The organism is Streptomyces sp. NBC_01306 (assembly GCF_026340465.1).
Lineage (GTDB): Bacteria > Actinomycetota > Actinomycetes > Streptomycetales > Streptomycetaceae > Streptomyces.
The window spans coordinates 176,399-195,502 of record NZ_JAPEPC010000001.1 but is presented as its reverse complement, the minus strand read 5'-3'; the positions used below and the strand labels follow the sequence as shown (position 1 = coordinate 195,502).

Here is a 19,104-nt window from a genome sequence, read left to right as displayed (position 1 = left end):
AGCTATATCACCGGATCCGAACCGGCCCGCGGCTGCCCGGCGGGAGAGTCCCGGGGCCAGCTGCCGGTCGTACGCAGCAGGGCGATGAAGGCCCGCTCGGCGGGGGAGAGGAGCCGGTCGCGCCGGCTCACCAGACTGATCGGGCGGGACCGCGGCCGCGGGCCGACCGGCAGCACGGCCAGCGAACCCGCCCGTACATCACTGTCGACCGCGTGCTCGGAGATCAGCGTGAGCCCGAGACCGGCGGCCACACACTGCTTGACGGCCTCCGGGCCCCAGATGTCGCCGTGCGACACCTCCGTCAAGTCCCACTCGGCCAGCACCTGTTCCTGGAGTTCGCGGGTCTGTGAACCGGGCTCGCGCAGCAGGAACCGCGAGCCCGACAGCTCGGCGGGACGGACCTCGCCCGCACCCGCCAGCGGATGCGACGGCGCGGCGACGAGCACCAGCCGCTCGTCCAGTACGTGTTCGACGACCAGCTGGGCCGTGGTGGGCGCCCCCGCCACCACCGCCACCCCGATTCCGCCTCCGGTCAGCCGTTCCAGCACTGCCTCGTTGTTGCCCACGAAGATGTCGCACTCGATGCCCGGATGCGCCGCCTGGTACCGGGCGAGGAGCGACGGCAGCAGATAGGTGCCGACCGTCGTCGTGCCGCCGATCAGCAGCCGGCCCGACGCCAGCCCGCTCACCTGCTGAACCGCGGCGACGGCCTCGTCGGCCAGCAGGAAGACCCGTTTGCCGTACTCGGCCAGGACCTCGCCCTCGGCGGTGGGGCGGGTGCGGGCGCCGGAGCGGTCCACCAGGGTGACCCGCAGGGACTGCTCCAGTCTGCGCACCTGGTTGGAGACGGACGGCTGGCTCATGTAGAGCTTCTGGGCCGCCGCCGAGAAGCCGTGGTGCTCGACCACTTGCATAAAGATCCACAATCGGTGGAGGTTGAGTTCCACGGGCCTCCTGACGTTGCTCACCGACCGTCCGCGCGGCGAGCCTAGCGGCGAACGGCCCTGGTGGGGAGGGGGTGCACCGGCCCCTGCACAGCTATGGCCGCCATAGCGATTCCGGTGGTTCTCCACCGCCGGTGACGGGTGCTACCCATGAAAAGGAGAGCGGCAGCCACCGCTCCGGACTTCGACCTCAGGGGTGGATCCGTACATGAAGGAACCTGTTGCCGGACGGCTCGACGGGCTCGATGTGAACGGGCGTGGCTACGGCCGGCCCCGTCGGCCGGTCGTCGTGGTCTGCATCGACGGCAGTGAACCCGCCTACCATGAACGGGCGGTGGCGGACGGCCGGATGCCCTTCCTGGAACGCATGGTGCAGGACGGCAGCGATCTGCGCGCCGACTGCACCATGCCGTCCTTCACCAACCCCAACAACCTGTCCATCGCCACCGGCACACCACCCTCGGTGCACGGCATCTGCGGCAACTACTTCTACGACACCGAGTCCGGTACCGAGATCATGATGAACGACCCGGCACTGCTGCGGGTGCCCACGCTCTTCGCCGCGTTCTCGGCGGCCGGCGCGAAGGTCGCCGTCATCACGGCCAAGGACAAACTGCGCAGGCTGCTGGGGCGCGACCTGGTCGACGGCATGTGCTTCTCCGCCGAGAAGGCCGACCAGGTCACGGAGGAGGAGAACGGCATCAGCAAGGTGCTGGAGCGCGTCGGCGCCGAGCTGCCCTCCGTGTACAGCGCCGGGCTCAGTGAACTGGTCATGGCAGCCGGCACGGACGTCCTGGAGCAGGAGCGGCCGGACCTCATGTACCTCTCGCTCACCGACTACATCCAGCACAAGCACGCACCGGGCTCGCCCGTCGCCAACGACTTCTACGCGATGCTCGACGGCTACTTCGAGCGGATCGACGCACTCGGCGCCGTCCTGGTCGTCACCGCCGACCACGGGATGAACGCCAAGAGCGACGCCGGGGGCGACGCCCGGGTGGTGTTCCTCCAGGACGTCCTCGACGCACGGCTCGGCGAGGGGACGGCGCGGGTCGTGCTGCCCATCACCGACCCGTACACCGTGCACCACGGGGCGCTCGGCTCGTACGCGACCGTGCATCTGCCCGCCGCCACCGACGTGGCGCCGCTGGTCGCCGCGCTCACCACGCTGGACGGTGTGGACACCGTCCTCACCCGTGCACAGGCCTGCGAGCGCTTCGAGCTGCCGCCGGACCGGATCGGCGACATCGTCGTCATTGCCGAACGCAACACAGCGCTGGGCACGACCCCGGCCCGCCACGACATCTCCGGCTTCGAGGAGCCGCTGCGCTCGCACGGCGGGCTGACGGAGCAGCGCGTGCCGTTCCTGGTCAACGCCCCGACCGGGCCACTCCCCGAGGGCCACCGGCTCCGGAACTTCGACGCCTTCTGGGTGGGCACCGCACTCGCGGCGGACCGGCCGCTCACCGCCTGACCGGACTGGACAGGACAGCCCATGAATCTCCGCGATTCCCGGAACTCCTCGACTCCTGAGACTCCTCGATCTCCGAAGCTGCTCGATCCTGAAACTGCTCGATCCTGAAACGAACGCTTCCACCACTGACCCGGCCCCGGCGTGCGCTGTCGAGGCGCGCGCCGGGGCCGAGCCATGTCCAGGTACGACTCCGATCCCTCACCCCGCACTCACCGCGCCGAGGACAGGACACCGCCATGGCAGACACCCCACTCCAGCAACCACCACCGACCGGCACCCCCGTCACCACACGTGAAGCGCTCGACGAGGTCTCACCGCTGCTCCGTTCCGCGCGCGCCCGCCGCTGGCGGCGGCAGATCTTCGCGATCACCTGGCTCGCGTACGTCGGCTTCTACTTCGTCCGGCAGGCGTTCTCCGTGGCCAAGCTGGGCATCCTGGACGACCCCTCGGTGAACACGGTGCTCACCGAGCATGTCCTCGGCATCATCGACGCGGTTTATCTCGCGGCCTACGCGGCCGGGCAGTTCCTCTGGGGCATGTGGGCCGACCGTTTCGGGCCGCGCGTGGTGGTGATCGGCGGGATGGCCGGTGCCATCGCCGCGGCCTGTCTGATGGGGCTCAACAGCGCGCTCCTGGTGTTCGGCGGCGCCATGGTGATCCAGGGGCTGTCCCAGTCGGCGGGGTGGGCGCCCCTCTGCAAGAACATGGGGAACTTCTTCGCTGTGGGGGAGCGGGGGCGGGTGCTCGGTGTGTGGAGCACCAACTACGCGTTCGGCGGGCTCGTGGCCCCGCCGTTCCTCGGGTGGATCGCCTACTCGGTGCTCGACAGCTGGCGGGCCGCCTTCCTCGCCGGCGCAGCCACCCTCGCCGTCGTACTCCTGCTGTTCGTGCTCCTCCAGCGCAACTCCCCCCGCGACGTGGGACTCCCGGATCCCACCGACCCCACCGACCCCACCGATCCCACCGATCCCGTAGAAATCGCAGAGCCCACCAACCCCGCAGAGCCCACGGAACCCAGCCTCAGCCCCGGGCCCGGAGCGGGCAGCGAGCCGCGCCGCTCGGCCGTCGGGCTCTACCGTGAAACCCTGCGCGACCGCATGGTGCTGACCCTCGGCCTCTGCTACTTCCTTCTCAAGCCCGCCCGTTACGCCATCCTGCTCTGGGGGCCGGTCATCGTCAGCCACCGGCTGCCCGAGATCAACAAGGTCGGCGCCACACTCATCCCCATCGCGTTCGGCGTCACCGGCGTCCTCGCCCCGATCCTGGTGGGCTGGGTCTCCGACCGGCTGTTCCGGTCCCGCCGGGTGCCGGCATGCGTCCTCGCCCTGGGCGTACTGACCGCGGCCCTCGCCCTGTTCATGCCGCTCACCGCGGCCGGCAGCGTCGGCGTGATGATCGCCGTTCTCGCCGTGATCGGACTCGCCGTGTACGCGGCCGACGCGATGATCTCCTGTGTCGCCGCCGTGGACTTCGGCAGCGCCAAGGGCGCGGGAACCGCCGCAGGGCTGGTCAACGGCTGCGGCTCGGTGGGTGCCATCCTCGGCGGCCTGCTCCCCGGATTCCTCTCCGGCGGTGTGCTGTTCACCGGCTTCGCGGGGGCCGCGCTCCTCGCCGGACTGCTGATGCTCCCGCACTGGAACCGCGTACCGCGCCCCACGTCCTGAGCCTCCTGCACCCATCGAGAAGGAGATCCCATGACTGTCAACCGTGCCGACACCGCTGTCGTCGGCGGAGGCATCGTCGGCCTCGCCCACGCGCTCGCCGCAGCCCGCCGGGGGGACCGCGTCGTCCTGTTCGAGCGCGACGACTTCGCCGTCGGTGCCTCCATCCGCAACTTCGGCATGATCTGGTCGATCGGCCAGCAGCGCGGCGAGGTCTACGAACGCGCCCTGCGGACCCGCGAGATCTGGCTGGAGATAGCCGCCAAGTCCGGTCTCTGGGCCGCACCGACCGGATCACTGCACCTCGCACACCACCCCGACGAGGTCGCGGTACTCGAAGAGTTCCTCGCGATCACGCCGCCGGCCCGGGACCGCGGCGCCCGGATGATCACCGCAGCCGAGACCCGTGACCGCAGCGCCACCGCGCGCACCGACGGCTTGCTCGCCGCGATGTGGAGCCCGACCGAACTCAACGTCGACCCGCGGCTCGCCATCCCGGCGGTCGCCAGGCACCTGGTGACCGAGTACGGCGTCGACATCCGGTTCGGCACGACCGTACGCGGCATCTCGCTGCCGACGGTCTCCACCACCGAGGGCGAGTGGCACGCCGACCGGGTCTATGTGTGCAGCGGCAACGACTTCGCGACGCTGTACCCCGAAGTCTTCGCCCGGAGCGGTCTGATGCGGTGCAAGCTCCAGATGATGCGCACCGGGGCCCAGCCGGCCGGCTGGCAGCTCGGCCCGATGCTCTGCGGCGGGCTGACTCTCCTGCACTACGCGGCCTTCGACGACTGCGTGTCGAAGGCCGCGCTGGCGGCCCGGATGGGCGAGGAACTGCCCTTCCACCGGGAGAACGGCGTCCACGTCCTGCTCTCCCAGACCGCGGACGGTCGGCTGACGATCGGCGACAGCCATGCGTACGCCAAGACCCTCCACCCCTTCGAGAGCGAGGAGATCAACGAGGCGGTCGTCGACTATCTGGGCACCTTCGCGCAGTTGCCCAACCCGGCCATCACCGAGCGCTGGAGCGGCTACTACCCGTCTCTGCGGGACGGGCGTACGCAACTGGTGGCCGAGCCCGAACCGGGCGTTACCGTCGTGAACGGCGTCGGCGGCGCCGGGATGACGCTGTCGTTCGGCCTGGCCGAGGAGATCGTCGGCCGCTGATACCGGCCCACCCGGCCACCAGGTGCCGCTCACCGGAGATCCGGTGAGCGGCACCGCCGCTCCCTGCCACCAAGGGCTTGTCCGGGCGCGATCAGTGATTTTGCCTTGTGTTTGGTCCAGTCCGGATCCCCCAGCGTCAGGCCCATGACAACGTCGCCTTTGAGGGAATTGGTCTAGTCCTCACTTGGTCCAGACTATTGACGCGCCCTTCAGCTGCGGATATCTCCTTACCAACCGTGCTGCGCGAGCCGGTGTGGCACATCCGCCATCTGGAGGTCCCCGTGCAATCCAGGAAGAGAACGCTCATGGCCGCCGCCATGAGCGCGGCGCTGGCCGCGGGAGTGCTCACCGCACTCGCGGCCGGCGTCTCCGGCGCCCAGGCGGACGCCGCGTCCGCCGCCAAGCCCGTGGCTGCCGCCGCGAGCAGCGGGGGCGTCAAGATCGCGTACTACGACCAGTGGAGCGTGTACGGCAACGCCTTCTACCCCAAGAACCTCGACACCGAGGGGATCGCGGGCAAGCTCGACATCCTCAACTACTCGTTCGAGAACATCGACCCGAGCAGCCACACCTGTTTCGAGGCGACCAAGGCGTCCGACTCGACGAACGAGAGCGACCCGAACGCCGGGGACGGCGCGGGCGATGCCTTCGCCGACTACCAGAAGTCCTTCGGCGCCGACATCAGCGTGAACGGTGTCGCGGACAAGTGGGACCAGCCGATCGTCGGCAACTTCAACCAGCTCAAAGAGCTGAAGGCGAAATACCCCAAGCTGAAGATCGTCGCGTCGATCGGCGGCTGGACGTACTCCAAGTACTTCTCCGACGCGGCCGCGACCGACGCGAGCCGCAAGAAGCTCGTCAGCTCCTGCATCGACATGTTCATCAAGGGCAACCTGCCGGTGCAGGGCGGTTACGGCGGCGACGGCTCCGCGGCCGGCATCTTCGACGGCTTCGACATCGACTGGGAGTACCCCGGCTCGCCCAACGGGCATACGGGCAACCACTACAGCACTGCGGACAAGGCGAACTACACCAAGCTGATGGCCGAGTTCCGCACCGAGCTGGATGCCTACGGCGCTGCCAACGGCGGCAAGAAGATGCTGCTCACCGCGGCGCTGCCGGCCGGCCAGGACAAGATCGCGAACCTTGAGACCGACAAGCTCGGCCAGTACCTCGACTACGCGAACGTCATGACGTACGACATGCACGGCGCCTGGGACGCGACCGGCCCGACCAACCACCAGGACCCGACGTACGTGTCGCCCGACGACCCGTCGACGCCGATCCCGCCCGGAACCGAGAAGTACTCCACCGACAACGCCATCAAGGCGTGGACCACGGGTGACCCGGCCTACGGCATCCCCGGCGGATTCCCGGCCGACAAGATCACCATGGGCTATCCGCTGTACTACCGGGGCTGGACCGGCGTTTCGGCGGGGAGCAACCACGGCCTGTACCAGCCGGCCACCGGACCGGCACCGGCGCGCGGCATCAGTCAGGTCCCGGGGACGGCGTACTACAAGGAACTGACGGGCATCGTCGCCAACGCGTCCACCACGTTCTACGACGCGGCCTCACAGTCCAACTACTTCTACAACGGTACGGAGTTCTGGACCGGTCTGGGCGACCAGAGCATCCAGGCCAAGGCGGACTACGCGCACTGCCACGGCCTGGCCGGCTCGATGATGTACTCCCTGCTCGACCTCGACCCCGCAGCCACCCTCTTCAACAAGATCGTTTCCGCGACGAACGGGTCCGCGTCCGAGTGCTCGTCGCCCCCGACGACGCCCCCGACCACGCCGCCTCCCACCACGCCGCCTCCTACCACGCCGCCTCCCACCACGCCGCCCCCGTCCGGCACCTGCACCTCGCCGTCCTGGAGCGCTTCCGAGGTCTACGTCGGTGGCAAGCAGATCTCCTGGAAGGGCCACAACTGGAAGGCCAAGTGGTGGACCACCAATGAGGAGCCGGGCACCACGGGCGACTGGGGGGCCTGGCAGGACCTGGGCGCCTGCTGATCACTCCGCAACTCCCGCGATGCCCGGCCGGGCCCTTCCAGCCCCCACCTGTTCGGGCCCGCCGGGCATCGCGGGCCCCCTGGAGCCGTGGACGCGCACCGCGCTTCCGCTCCCTCCCATCCCTCCAACCGGTGTTCTCAGGAGACTCTTATGAGACCGATACGCACCCTTCTCACCGCCTTCGTCACAGCCGCGGCCGCCGCCGGGCTCGTCACGGTCGGCAGTGGATCCGCTCAGGCGGCGACGCCGCTTCCGGCGCACGTGTACGCCCCGTACTTCGAATCCTGGACCGGTGACAGCCCGGCCGCCCTGGCCGAGCAGTCCGGCAGCACCTATCTGACGATGGCGTTCCTCCAGGCGGCGAGCAAGGGGTCGTGCACGCCGTACTGGAACGGCGACAGCAGTACGCCCGTCTCGTCCGCCAGCTTCGGCAGCGACATCAGCACCATCAAGGCCAAGGGCGGTGACGTCATCGCCTCGTTCGGCGGCTACACCGCCGACAACACCGGTACCGAGATCGCCGACAGCTGCACCGACGTCAGCCAGATCGCCGCCGCCTACGAGAAGGTCATCACCACCTACGGCATCACCCGGATCGACCTGGACACCGAGGACAACTCCCTCACCAACACCGCGGGTATCGACCGGCGCAACAAGGCCGTCAAGCAGGTGGAGGACTGGGCAGCCGCCAACGGGCGCACCGTCGAGTTCTCCTACACGCTGCCCACGACCACACACGGTCTGGCCTCCAGCGGTCTGGCCGTACTGAAGAACGCGGTGTCCAACGGCGCCAGGATCGACGTCACGAACATCATGACGTTCGACTACTACGACAACGCCACGCACGACATGGCCAACGACACCCAGACCGCGGCCCAGGGCCTGCACGACCAGTTGGCGAAGCTGTACCCGTCGAAGACGGACGCGCAGCTGTGGGGTGGGATCGGCGTCATCGAGATGCCGGGCATCGACGACTTCGGGGCCGCCGAGACCTTCACCACCACCAACGCCACAGCCGTCTACAACTGGGCCGTCGACAAGGGCATCAACACCCTGTCCATCTGGGCCCTTCAGCGTGACAACGGCGGCTGCGCGGGCCAGGGCGGCTCGGACTCCTGCTCCGGTATCGACCAGAGCACCTGGCAGTTCGCCCACACCTTCGCGCCGTTCACCAGCGGCAGCACCACACCGCCCCCGGCCGACGACTTCTCGGTCTCGCTCTCCCCGGCCTCGGCCACCGTCGCCGCCGGCAGCTCCACCACCTCCTCGGTGCACACCGCGGTCACCGCCGGCTCGGCCCAGCCGGTCGGTCTGGCAGTGAGCGGCGCCCCGGCCGGCGTCACGGCATCGGTCAGCCCCGGCTCGGTCGACGCCGGAGGCAACGCGACCCTGTCGGTCTCCACCACCTCGTCCGCCGTCTCCGGCACGTACTCCCTGTCGGTCACCGGCAAGACGGGGTCCGCCACCCACGCGGCCACCTACACACTGACCGTCACCGGCGGGGCCACCGCCTGCAGTGCGGCGCAGTGGAACAAGACGGCGGTCTACGTCGGCGGCAACACCGTCTCGTACGGCGGCCACACCTGGAAGGCCAAGTGGTGGACCACCGGCGAGACACCCGGAACCACGGGTGACTGGGGCGTCTGGCAGGACCTCGGCGCCTGCTGATCCCCCCGATGCCGGTATTCCGATCCTGATATGCGGTGTCCGGCAGGCCAGTTGCCCTGCCGGGCGCCGCCTAGGGCCTGTCGTCAAAGTGCCGCGCCTGCCGCGCGGCGTCTGGCACGCACGCACGCGGCGTTGCCGAAATGCCCTAGTAGCTCCGCTACGAGAACATTCCGGCGCCTTGCGATCGCACGCACCAGACGCCGCGCGGCCGCCCTTCGGGCAACGACGGCACTTTGACGACAGGCCCTAGTAGGGCTTGGTCAGGTCAGTACGAGCGTGGGTATGTCGCGGTGGCAGGTGGGGCAGGCGCCGGCCCAGACCGCGAGGAGTATCTGCAGCTCGCGGACGACTTGGTAGAGGCTCAGACCGGCGCCGTGTCTTTTGGGGCTCTGGCCAGTCGTTGCAGGGTGCAGAAGGCGTGGGCGACGGAGACGAGTGTGACGTGGTGGTGCCAGCCGTTGAAGGTGCGGCCCTCGAAATGGGTCAGGCCCAGGGCCTGTTTCATCTCCCGGTAGTCGTGCTCGATGCGCCAACGGAGCTTGGCGAGGCGGACCAACGTGGTCAGTGGAGTGTCGGTGGGCAGGTCGGAGAGCCAGAACTGGACCGGTTCGGGTTCGTTTGCCGGCCACTCGGCCAGCAGCCAGCACTCCGGCAACTGCGGGCCCTGGACCGCCTGACGGATCTCGCGTCCGGCGGGGCGAATCCGCAGGGCGACAAACCGCGAGTACATGCGCTTGAAGCCGCTGCGGCTGGTGCCAGGCCGCGAGCCCTCCCGCCATTGCACGGGTTTGGCCGCCTTCCGGCCTGCTTCCATGGCCAGTTGTTTCACCGACTGTGGTTTGTCCAGATACTTCACAACCGGTGGGCGTCCGGTTCCGGAGTACGGAACGGCCACGGGAACGGCCTGGCCGGGGTGGGCCGTGAGCGTCGTGGAGATCCCGACGACGTAATTCAGGCCGCGGGCCTGAACACCGAGCCGGAAAGCGGTGGCGTCGCCGTATCCAGCGTCCGCGATGGCCAACGGGATCTCAATGCCCCACGAGCGCGTCTCGTCCAGCATGTCCAGGGCCAGCTGCCACTTCTCCACGTGCCCGACATCGTCGGGAATGCCACAGGAGGCGCGGCGGGCGACCCTGTCCGGGTTCGCCTTCGGCGAGGCCGCATCCCACGTCTCGGGCAGGAACAGCCGCCAGTCCACCGCCGAGGAGGCGTGATCGGAGGCCAGGTGCAGCGAAACGCCCACCTGGCAGTTGGTGACCTTGCCGGCGGTGCCGGTGTACTGCCGCGACACACACGCCGAAGCATTTCCGTCCTTGAGGAAGCCGGTGTCGTCGAAGATCAGCGCGCTCGGCTGGATCGCCGCCTCCATTTTCCACGCCAGCCGGGCCCTGATGTGTGAGGGGTCCCACGGACTGGTGGTGACGAAGTGAGCCAGCGCCTGCCGGTTCCCCTCCTCCCCGAGGCGGGCCGCCATCGGCTCGACGGACTTCCGCTTGCCGTCGGTCAACAGCCCGCGCAGGTAGACCTGCCCCCAGCGACGTTGATCCTTTCTCGCGAACGGCTCGAACACCTCCGCCGCAAACGTCTCCAACTCACCACGCACACAGGCAATCTCGTCCGGAGTCACACCCTCTCAACGCCGGACCACACCCAACGGACACGCTCCACCACCATCAACATGACCAAGCCCTACTAGTAGCTGATGCAGGCCGAATGCCACTCCGTGTAGAAGTCCCACACCTCGGGGGAACACTCCGGCGGCCCGTACTGCGACGCCTTCGACCCGACATGCGGCAGATGCGAATAGGCCCCGACACCCGGCCGGTTCACATGGAGCATCCCGGCCTCGAACCGCTCGATCGCTTCGAACGCCCGCGACTGGGACGCCGTGAAGACGGTGCCGGACATCCCGTACTTCACCGAGTTCGCCACCGACATCGCCTCGTCGAAGCCGTCCGCGTCGATCACGGCCAGCACCGGCCCGAACACCTCCTCCTGCGCCAGCGAGCTGTCCGCGGGCACATCGCGGATGACGGTCGGCTGGACGTAGCAGCCATCGGGCAGATCCGCCCGCTCCTCCCGGCCCCCACCGCACAGCACCTTGCCGCCGTCGCGCTGTGCCCCGGCGACGGCCGCCAGCGCCGCTTCCATCCGGGCCGTGTTGACGACCGGGCAGACCCGGGACGCCGGATCGTCGCCCGGCCCGACCCGCAGTCCGGCGACCTGCGCCACCAGCCGGTCGAGGAACTCCTCCCGCACCCGGACATCCACCACGGCCCGGCTCGTGGCCGAACACCGCTGGCCCGCCTGGCCGAAGGCGCCGTTCACCACAGCGTCGACGGCCTTGCCGATGTCGGCGTCGTCGCACACGATCAGCGCGTTCTTGCCACCGAGTTCGAGCTGGGTCCGCAGCAGCCGGTGGGCCCCGCCGCTGTGGATGGCGGTCCCGACCGGCAGCGAGCCGGTGAAACTGATGCCGGCGACCGCCGGGTTGGCGACCAGCGCCTCGCCCGCCGCCGCATCGCCCTGCACCAGATTCAGGACACCGTCGGGGATCCCCGCCTGCTGGAAGATCTCGACCAGCAGCGCCGAGGTCAGCGGCGTCAGCGGGGACGGCTTGAGCACCGCCGTGCACCCCGAGAGCAGCGCGGGCGCCACCTTCCACATCGGGATCGCGAGCGGGAAGTTCCACGGGGACACCAGGCCGACCACCCCGATGGCCTTGCGGAAGGTGTACGCGAAGGTGCGCTCCTCCTCCGCGGGCGCGGTCACCCCGCCGAGCAGCCGCGCCTGCCCCGCGGTGAAGTCGATGACGGCCTGCGCCCTCGTCACCTCGCCGCGGGCCTCGCCGAGCAGCTTGCCCTGCTCGCGGGTGATGACGGATGCGACCTCCGCCGCCCGCTCGCCGAGGATGCGGCTCGCGGCGGTCAGATACCGGGCGCGCGCGACCGGGCCCAGCCCGCGCCACGCGGGCAGGGCCGTGGCCGCCGCGTCGACGGCGTGATCGACGTCGACGCCGCCGGACTCGGTGAACTCGCCGATCACATCGGAGAGATCGGCTGGGTTGATGTTCTCCCTGAGCTGTCCCGATTCCGCCGGGAGCCACTGCCCGTCGATGAAGTTGAGCCGAAGGTGCTGCGGAACCTGGATCTCCTGCGCAACGCTTGTCATGCCCTCCCCTTCGCTGGACCTGCCGGCGCGGCTGCCGGTCCGGCCAGGCTCGCTCAGGGGAGGGGGCCATCACAATGCGCGATTGGCGAATACGCCTGATAGCCGGGGTCTATCGGGTGCACGTAGCCCCCGGCGGTACAGCCTGTCAGGCCGGTCAGAGCAGCACCGGCGTCAGGTCCGGGCCGCCCTCGCTCTCGTACGCGTCCTCGTCGAAGGGGTACAGCGGGCGCTCCACACGGTGGTGGCCCAGGCGCAGCAGATCCTGGTCGACACCGCCGGGGGTGAGGGCGAGCAGCCAGTCCGCCGCCATGTCGTGCAGCTCCGGCTCCAGGTAACCGATCTTGACGACGACCAGGTCGAAGGTGCGCGGGTCGATGCCCAGACCGCCCTGCGCCGGTCCGGTGAAGTCGGCGACCGTGTGGAACGGCTTGCGCTGCCCGGTGACGACGACCGTGAGGCCGCCGACCGTGATCGCCGCGAGGTCGCAGCCGCGGTCGTACGCGCCGCCCTCGGCCCGGTCGGTCTTGTCGGCCGCGCGCTGCAGTCCGGTCACGGTGCCGGTGATCTCGCACGGTCCGCCCTGGCTGGTGTCGACCTTGCCGCCGACACCGACGGTGACCGTGGCGCCGATCCCGGCCTCGAAGCAGGCGCGGACCGCGGCCGGGTCGGTGATGCCGGGGTGGACGGCGGTCACCCTGCCGGAGGCGATCTCCTCGTTCTCCAGCAGCTTGCCGAGCATGTACGCGAGGTCGCCCGCGCCGCCGGCCGTCGGGTTGTCCCCGGAGTCGCTGATCAGGAACGGGCGGCGGTCGGACGCCACCGCCGCCGCGATGCACTCCTCTGCGGTGCCGGTCGGGCCGACGAACTCGAAGTCGCGGCGGACGTCCCAGTACTGACGGGCCAGCGACTCGGCCTCGGCGGCGGCCAGCGCGGCGTCGTCACCGGTGACCACGATGGCCGCCTTGCAGCGCGGCTCGTCGGCCCAGGCGTACCCGACCCAGATCGCGGCGTCCACGATGCCGGGCTTCGCCTCGATCCCGGCGAGACGCCCGTACAGCCCCTTGGCGGGTTCCAGCCGGGTGCTGGTCTTCTCGCCGGGCAGCAGGACGGGCACCTGGACCCAGGCGCGGTGCGGGCGGCGGTCGGCTGCGGGCAGCCGCAGCCGCTCGACCAGCTTGCGGGCCGCACGCTCGCGGGTGTCCCAGGCGTCCTCGTGCGGGGCGAGCCGGTGGGCGGTGAGCAGCTCGACGGGCTCGGCGAAGCGGCGCGAGACGTTCCCGTGCAGGTCCATGGCAGCGGACATCATCGGGCGGCCGGACGCCGGGTCCTCCGGGGTGCCGACCGCGTCCAGCGCGGCGCGTACGGCCTCGGTCAGATCGCCCTCGGCATCGGTGAGGCCGATGACGCTCATCGCGCCGTGCAGGTCGTAGACCATGCCGTCGAGGGGGCCCGCCGCCCGGATCCGGGAGACCAGCTCGTCCTTGAGCAGCAGATACGACTCCGCCTCGACGGGGCCGCCGGGCAGCGCGGTGGCGTGCAGCAGCGGGACCCACTCGACGTGCGCGCCGAGGTCCGACGCGGGCTGCGTCCAGGTGTACCGGTCGAGGAGATCCTGACCGCGGGTCTGGCGGAAGTCGTCCACGGTGGAGCGGTGCGGACAGAAGGTGGAGGACTCGATACCGATGCCGCCGATGGCTATGCGCAGACGGCGGGCGGGGGTGGCGGTGGTCATGTGGCGCTGCTCTCCGGGTTGCGGGTGGGGTGGTACGGGGGTCGCGCCCGCCGGGTGTCCGGGCGCGGTGAGGGCGGGATCAGGGCGCTTCGGCGTGCGGCCGGCCTTCGCGCAGAGCCGTCAGCCCCGCGCCCAGCAGGCCCGCGTCGCGGCCCGAGACGGTGGTGGTGATTTCGAGCCCCGCCGTGGCCATCGGCAGGCAGCGCTCGTACAGGACTCCGCGGACAGCGGCCACCAGGGGCTCCGCCGATGCCAGCGCGCCGCCGAGCACGACGGCCTGCGGGTTGAAGAAGTTGACGACGACGCTGAGGACCGTGCCGATGTGCCGGCCGGCCGCCCGGACCAGGGTGGTCGCCTGCGGGTCCCCGTCGGTGACCAGCCGCAGCAGTTCGGCTGTGCCGTCCACCGGGGTGCCCCGGCGGGCGAGTTCGCGCAGTACGGCCGCGCCGCTGGCGACCGTCTCCAGACAGCCGATGTTCCCGCAGCTGCACGGGCGTTCCTCGGCGGCTTCGACCCGGACGTGGCTGATGTCGCCCGCGCAGCCGTTGGCCCCGCGGTGCGGGCGGCCGGCGGAGATCACTCCGCAGCCGATGCCGCGGCCGGCCTTGACGACGACGAGGTGCTGGAGCTCCGGACGGGCCGACTGGTGCTCGCCGACGGCCATCAGGGTCGCGTCGTTGTCGACGGTGACCGGCAGCCCGAGCCGGTCGGCGAGGACGTCGCGGAGCGGGAAGTTGTGCCAGCCGGGCATCCGGGAGGGGGTGAGCACCCGGCCGGCCGGGAAGTCGACCGGGCCGGGGAAGGCGATGCCGACGCTCCGTACGGTGCGGCCCGCCGCGCGCTGCCGGTCGGCGAGCGCGGTCAGCCGCTCCACCAGCCAGTCGGCGGCCTGTTCGGGGCCCGCGGTCAGGTCGTGGCTGTGGTCGGCGGCGTCCCGTACCGTGCCGTCGGCGGAGACGGCGGCCAGCCTGCCGTGGTGCGAGCCGAGGTCGGCCGTCAGGGCCACTCCGCCCTGCTGCGGGATCCGCAGCAGCCTGGGGCGTCTGCCGCCGCGGGAGGCGCCCTCGCCCGACTCCGTGAGGAGCCCGGCGGCGACCAGCTCCTGCACCCGGAGCGAGACGGTGGAGGCGGCGAGCCCCAACTCCCGGACGAGATCGGCCCGTGAGGATGCGGTGCCGGACGTGACCATGCGCAGAATCTGCTGGTTCGATGCGCTGTCCGTCATGGGGCTCCCCGAGTCTCTGGCTGCGTGAAGTTACTTCGAGGTGAAGTTACTTCGATCTTTCAAAGCAAGTCCATGCTGTCTCGATGAAAGTTAGCGATCCATGGCCGACTTTCGCCAGGGGTAGCGGGAATGTTTTCAGTAATTCGGCATCAGAATATGGGACATACACCATCAAAAGCTTCAGTAAGGGTGCCCTAAGTCGAATCTTTACCCTTGACTTAGTTTCGAAGGCCGTCCTAACTTTCAGACATTCTCCAGCCGATGTTCACGTCGGCTCGCTGCTGGAACCCGATGGAGGCCCACCCATGCGCCCAAGGCGCTCATCCGCGCGGCGTCGCGCGCTCGCCGCAGCGGTCACCGGGGCGGCGCTCGTCGTGGCCCTCTCGGCCTGTTCGCAGGACGGCGGCAAGATCGACATGGGGCCCACCGGCGGCACACCCGTCGAGGGCGGAACCGCCACGATGGCCCTGCCGCCCGCCGCCACCCCCAACTGGATCTTCCCCATCGGGGCCCCGGGATACGGCGCCACGTACAACTTCGCCATCCAGTCCCTGCTCTTCATGCCGGTGTACGACGCGGTGAAGAAGGACGGTGCCCTCACCACCACCGGGCCCAACACGCTGGGTACGAAGCCCGTCTACAGCGACGGCAACAAGACCGTCACCGTGCCGCTCCGCAAGGACATCACCTGGTCCGACGGCAAGCCGGTGACCGCGCGCGACATCGAGTTCTGGTTCAACATGGTCAAGGCCAACAAGGCGGAGTGGGGCAGCTACTCGGTCGGCACCATGCCCGACAACGTCAAGAGCTTCGAGACCGTCGACGCCCACACGGTCCGGCTGCACCTCAACCGCTCGTACAACCCCGACTGGTTCACCGCCAACCAGCTCACCCTGATGCGCGCCCTTCCGCAGCAGGCCTGGGACGCGAAGAAGGACGGCGGCCCCGTCGGCGACTGGGACCGGACCACCGCCGGTGCCAAGGCGGTCTTCGCCCGGCTGACCACCCACTCCAAGAGCCTCGGCGCCTACTCCAAGGATCCGCTCTGGAAGACCGTCAACGGGCCCTGGAAGATAGCCGAATGGCAGAACACCGGCCAGGTCACCCTCGTACGCAACCCGAAGTACACCGGTAACAACAAGGCGCATCTGGACAAGGTCGTCCTCAAGCCCTTCACCACCGCGGACTCCGAGTACAACGTGCTGCGCTCCGGCGGCGTCGACTACGGCTACATACCGCCGTCGGTGCTCGCACAGAAGAAGAAGTTCGAGAGCCGCGGCTACCGCGTCGACCCGTGGGAGGGCTGGGCGGCCACCTACATCGTCTACAACTTCAACTCCTCGCACGGCGGGGCGGCCATGCGCCAGCTCTACATCCGCCAGGCCATGCAGCACCTGGTCGACCAGAAGTCGATGAGCAAGGTCATCTGGCAGGGCAGCGCCGACCCGACGCTGGGCCCGGTGCCCGTCACGCCGAAGACGCAGTACACCACCCCTCAGATGCAGAAGAACCAGTACCCGTACTCGGTGAAGGCGGCGCGCGCGCTCCTCACCGACCACGGGTGGACCGTCCGCGACGGCCAGGCCCGCTGCACCCGCCCCGGCACCGGCGCCGACCGGTGCGGAGCCGGCATCGCGAAGAACGCCCCGCTCAATCTGACCCTGCTCTCGCAGTCGGGCTCCACCGAGTCCACCAACATGATGCAGGAGCTGAAGTCCTCGCTGAGCAAGGCCGGTATCGACCTCAAGGTCCGCCAGCAGCCGCTCAACTCGGTCCTCGGCAACTCCGTCCCCTGCAAGGCGGGACAGCCGGGCTGCGACTGGGACATGTCCTTCTTCGGCACGGCGGGCAGCTGGTACTACCCGCTCAACCCCAGCGGTGAGCAGCTCTTCTCGACCGGCGCCTCCGCCAACTTCGGCAACTACTCCGACCCGAAGGCCGACAAGCTGATCCGCGCCGTCCAGTACTCCAGCAATCCGGACGCCATCCACGCGTACGGCCAGTACCTCTCCCAGCAGCTCCCCGTGATGTGGATGCCGAACCCCGCCTACCAGGTGTCGGTGATCCGCAACGACCTGCGGGGTGTCGACCAGAACCCCACCGTGACCCTCGCCCCGCAGGACTGGTACTACGTCAAGAAGGGGGCCGACCAGTGACCGGCTTTCTCCTCAAGCGCCTCCTCCAGGCGGTGGTCGTTCTCTTCCTGGTGTCGGTCATCGTCTTCGTCCTGCTGCACATGCTCCCCGGCGGACCGGCGCGTGCCATCCTCGGGCCCAAGGGCACCCCGCAGCAGATCGAGCACTTCAACCACGCCCAGGGCTACGACCGTTCGCTGCCCTTCCAGTACTTCGAGTATCTGAAGCGGCTGCTCACCGGTGACCTGGGAGTGTCGTACAAGCTGAACCAGCCGGTCTCCGACCTGCTCATGCAGCGGCTCCCCAAGACCCTGCTGCTGACGGCGCTCTCCACGCTCCTCGCCGTGATCATCGCGATCCCGCTCGGCCTGCTCCAGGCCGTCCGGCGCGGGAAGATCACCGACTACCTGCTGACCGGGGCCGCCTTCCTCGCCTACGCGACGCCGGTCTTCTTCCTCGGCCTGATCCTGATCATCGTCTTCTGCCAGACGATCCCGATCTTCCCGTCGGAGGCACCGCAGGGCGAGTCCCTGTCCAGTATCTTCAGCGGCTTCTCCGGCATGGTGCTGCCCATCGTCACCATGGCGCTCGGCGTCATCGCGATGTTCAGCCGCTATATGCGCTCCGCCACGCTCGACAACCTCACCGAGGAGTACGTCCGGACGGCGATGGCCAAGGGCCAGTCCAGCCGGCGGATCCTCGCCAAGCACGTGATGCGCAACGCGCTCATCCCGCTCGCCACCCTCCTCGGCCTGTATCTGCCGACGCTGTTCAGCGGCGCCCTGGTCGTCGAGGCGATGTTCAACTACCCGGGTATGGGCCTCCTGTTCTGGAACGCAGCACAGGGCTCCGACTTCCCCGTACTGCTCGGAGTGACGCTGGTCGTGGGCGTCGCCACCGTCGTCGGATCGCTGCTCACCGACATCGTCTACGCCGTCCTCGACCCCCGGATCCGGAGCGTCTCATGAGCACCGCAGTCATAGCCCCCGGGCACGAGGACGCCGACCTCGCCACGCCTTCGCTGGCCCGCCGCACCCTGCAGGTCTTCACCGGCAACAAGCTCGCCCTCACCGGCGTGATCGTGCTCGTGCTGCTGTTCGCGTTCTGCTACATCGGCCCGCTGATCCACTCCACCGACCAGGTCCACACCGACCTGGCGCAGGCCAACCTGGCACCCGGCAGCCCCGGACACATCCTGGGGACCACCGACCTCGGCTACGACCTGCTCGGCCGGCTGATGCTGGCCGGACAGTCCTCGCTGGAAGTCGGCCTCGCCGCCGGTCTGCTCGCGACCCTCTTCGGCACCCTCTGGGGCGCAATCTCCGGCTACTTCGGCGGCTGGACCGACGCGGTGATGATGCGTGTCACGGACGCCGCACTCGCCATCCCCGCGATGTTCCTGCTGGTGGTCGTCGCCGCGATCATCACGCCCAGCAAGAGCGTGCTCATCGTGATCATCGCGGCGGTGGCCTGGCTGTCCCCGGCCCGTCTCGTCCGCGGTGAGGCACTCTCGCTGCGCGACCGCGAGTACGTCCAGGCCATGCGGATGATGGGCGGCGGCGGAGCCCGCGCGGTGTTCCGGCACATCGTGCCCAACGCCATCGGCACCGTCATCGTCAACTGCACCTTCCAGATCGCCGACGCCATCCTCTACGTCAGCTATCTGGCGTTCCTCGGCCTCAGCATCCCGCCGCCCGCGACCGACTGGGGGTCGATGCTCTCCTCGGGCATCACCTACACCCAGAACGGCTACTGGTGGCTGATCTTCCCGCCGGGCGTCGCCATCGTGCTCGTCGTCGGCGCGTTCAACTTCGTGGGCGACGGCCTCCGGGACGCCTTCGAAGTACGGCTCCAGAAGAAGTAGCCACACCCCCGCCTGCTTTCCTGCCTGCACTGCCCGGAGGACACT

Annotated in this window: 13 protein-coding genes; 8 read left to right on the top strand and 5 right to left on the bottom strand. The window is 69.4% G+C overall.

Annotated features, from left to right (window positions below):
* Window positions 1–2 precede the first annotated feature (2 nt).
* Window positions 3–947, bottom strand: a complete 945-nt coding sequence (locus OG385_RS00820) for a LysR family transcriptional regulator (RefSeq protein WP_266850857.1) — start codon at window positions 945–947, stop codon at window positions 3–5.
* Between the two features lie 205 nt (window positions 948–1,152).
* Here OG385_RS00820 and phnA point away from each other — a divergent pair, with 205 nt between their 5' ends.
* The 5 genes from phnA (at window position 1,153) to OG385_RS00795 (ending at window position 8,932) form a co-directional block, all read left to right on the top strand.
* Window positions 1,153–2,418, top strand: a complete 1,266-nt coding sequence (gene phnA, locus OG385_RS00815) for a phosphonoacetate hydrolase (RefSeq protein WP_266850855.1) — start codon at window positions 1,153–1,155, stop codon at window positions 2,416–2,418.
* A gap of 236 nt (window positions 2,419–2,654) precedes the next feature.
* On the top strand, window positions 2,655–4,082 hold the full coding sequence (locus OG385_RS00810; protein ID WP_266850853.1) for an MFS transporter: 1,428 nt from the start codon (window positions 2,655–2,657) through the stop codon (window positions 4,080–4,082).
* 30 nt (window positions 4,083–4,112) lie between these two features.
* Window positions 4,113–5,246, top strand: a complete 1,134-nt coding sequence (locus OG385_RS00805; RefSeq protein WP_266850852.1) for a TIGR03364 family FAD-dependent oxidoreductase — start codon at window positions 4,113–4,115, stop codon at window positions 5,244–5,246.
* Window positions 5,247–5,551: 305 nt separating this feature from the next.
* Window positions 5,552–7,264 carry a glycosyl hydrolase family 18 protein gene (locus tag OG385_RS00800; protein ID WP_266850850.1) on the top strand — a complete coding sequence of 571 codons (1,713 nt, stop codon included), beginning with the start codon at window positions 5,552–5,554 and terminating at the stop codon, window positions 7,262–7,264.
* 150 nt (window positions 7,265–7,414) lie between these two features.
* Window positions 7,415–8,932, top strand: a complete 1,518-nt coding sequence (locus OG385_RS00795; RefSeq protein ID WP_266850848.1) for a chitinase — start codon at window positions 7,415–7,417, stop codon at window positions 8,930–8,932.
* Window positions 8,933–9,293: 361 nt separating this feature from the next.
* Here the strand turns inward: OG385_RS00795 and OG385_RS00790 are convergent, their stop codons facing one another.
* The 4 genes from OG385_RS00790 to OG385_RS00775 form a co-directional block, all read right to left on the bottom strand.
* Window positions 9,294–10,559 carry an IS701 family transposase gene (locus tag OG385_RS00790; RefSeq protein ID WP_266850846.1) on the bottom strand — a complete coding sequence of 422 codons (1,266 nt, stop codon included), beginning with the start codon at window positions 10,557–10,559 and terminating at the stop codon, window positions 9,294–9,296.
* A 65-nt stretch (window positions 10,560–10,624) separates the two neighbouring features.
* A complete protein-coding gene (locus OG385_RS00785; protein ID WP_266850844.1) occupies window positions 10,625–12,103 on the bottom strand; it encodes an aldehyde dehydrogenase in 1,479 nt (492 codons plus the stop codon).
* A 154-nt stretch (window positions 12,104–12,257) separates the two neighbouring features.
* Entirely contained in the window at window positions 12,258–13,835 is a 1,578-nt protein-coding gene (locus OG385_RS00780; RefSeq protein WP_266850842.1) for a M81 family metallopeptidase, read from the bottom strand.
* Window positions 13,836–13,914: 79 nt separating this feature from the next.
* Complete coding sequence (locus tag OG385_RS00775) at window positions 13,915–15,060, bottom strand: ROK family protein (protein ID WP_266850840.1); 1,146 nt, start codon at window positions 15,058–15,060, stop codon at window positions 13,915–13,917.
* A gap of 305 nt (window positions 15,061–15,365) precedes the next feature.
* On the opposite strand from OG385_RS00775, the gene OG385_RS00770 reads away from it, so the two are divergent.
* From OG385_RS00770 to OG385_RS00760, 3 genes are read left to right on the top strand one after another with little or no spacing between them, the layout of a single operon-like run.
* Window positions 15,366–17,216, top strand: a complete 1,851-nt coding sequence (locus OG385_RS00770; RefSeq protein WP_266850838.1) for a peptide ABC transporter substrate-binding protein — start codon at window positions 15,366–15,368, stop codon at window positions 17,214–17,216.
* Window positions 17,213–18,163, top strand: coding sequence for an ABC transporter permease (locus OG385_RS00765; RefSeq protein WP_266850837.1), 951 nt, complete (start codon window positions 17,213–17,215; stop codon window positions 18,161–18,163). The genes OG385_RS00770 and OG385_RS00765 overlap by 4 nt, the downstream gene beginning before the upstream one ends.
* Window positions 18,160–19,059, top strand: a complete 900-nt coding sequence (locus OG385_RS00760) for an ABC transporter permease (RefSeq protein ID WP_266850835.1) — start codon at window positions 18,160–18,162, stop codon at window positions 19,057–19,059. Before OG385_RS00765 ends, OG385_RS00760 begins: the two co-directional genes overlap by 4 nt.
* Window positions 19,060–19,104 lie beyond the last annotated feature (45 nt).

Excerpts from the sequence above, each read along its gene's own strand:
- phnA (WP_266850855.1), top strand. The coding sequence starts at position 1,153 with ATGAAGGAACCTGTTGCCGGACGGCTCGACGGGCTCGATGTGAACGGG.
- OG385_RS00810 (WP_266850853.1), top strand. The coding sequence starts at position 2,655 with ATGGCAGACACCCCACTCCAGCAACCACCACCGACCGGCACCCCCGTC.
- OG385_RS00805 (WP_266850852.1), top strand. The coding sequence starts at position 4,113 with ATGACTGTCAACCGTGCCGACACCGCTGTCGTCGGCGGAGGCATCGTC.
- OG385_RS00800 (WP_266850850.1), top strand. The coding sequence starts at position 5,552 with ATGGCCGCCGCCATGAGCGCGGCGCTGGCCGCGGGAGTGCTCACCGCA.
- OG385_RS00795 (WP_266850848.1), top strand. The coding sequence starts at position 7,415 with ATGAGACCGATACGCACCCTTCTCACCGCCTTCGTCACAGCCGCGGCC.
- OG385_RS00785 (WP_266850844.1), bottom strand. The coding sequence starts at position 12,103 with ATGACAAGCGTTGCGCAGGAGATCCAGGTTCCGCAGCACCTTCGGCTC.
- OG385_RS00780 (WP_266850842.1), bottom strand. The coding sequence starts at position 13,835 with ATGACCACCGCCACCCCCGCCCGCCGTCTGCGCATAGCCATCGGCGGC.
- OG385_RS00775 (WP_266850840.1), bottom strand. The coding sequence starts at position 15,060 with ATGACGGACAGCGCATCGAACCAGCAGATTCTGCGCATGGTCACGTCC.
- OG385_RS00770 (WP_266850838.1), top strand. The coding sequence starts at position 15,366 with ATGCGCCCAAGGCGCTCATCCGCGCGGCGTCGCGCGCTCGCCGCAGCG.
- OG385_RS00760 (WP_266850835.1), top strand. The coding sequence starts at position 18,160 with ATGAGCACCGCAGTCATAGCCCCCGGGCACGAGGACGCCGACCTCGCC.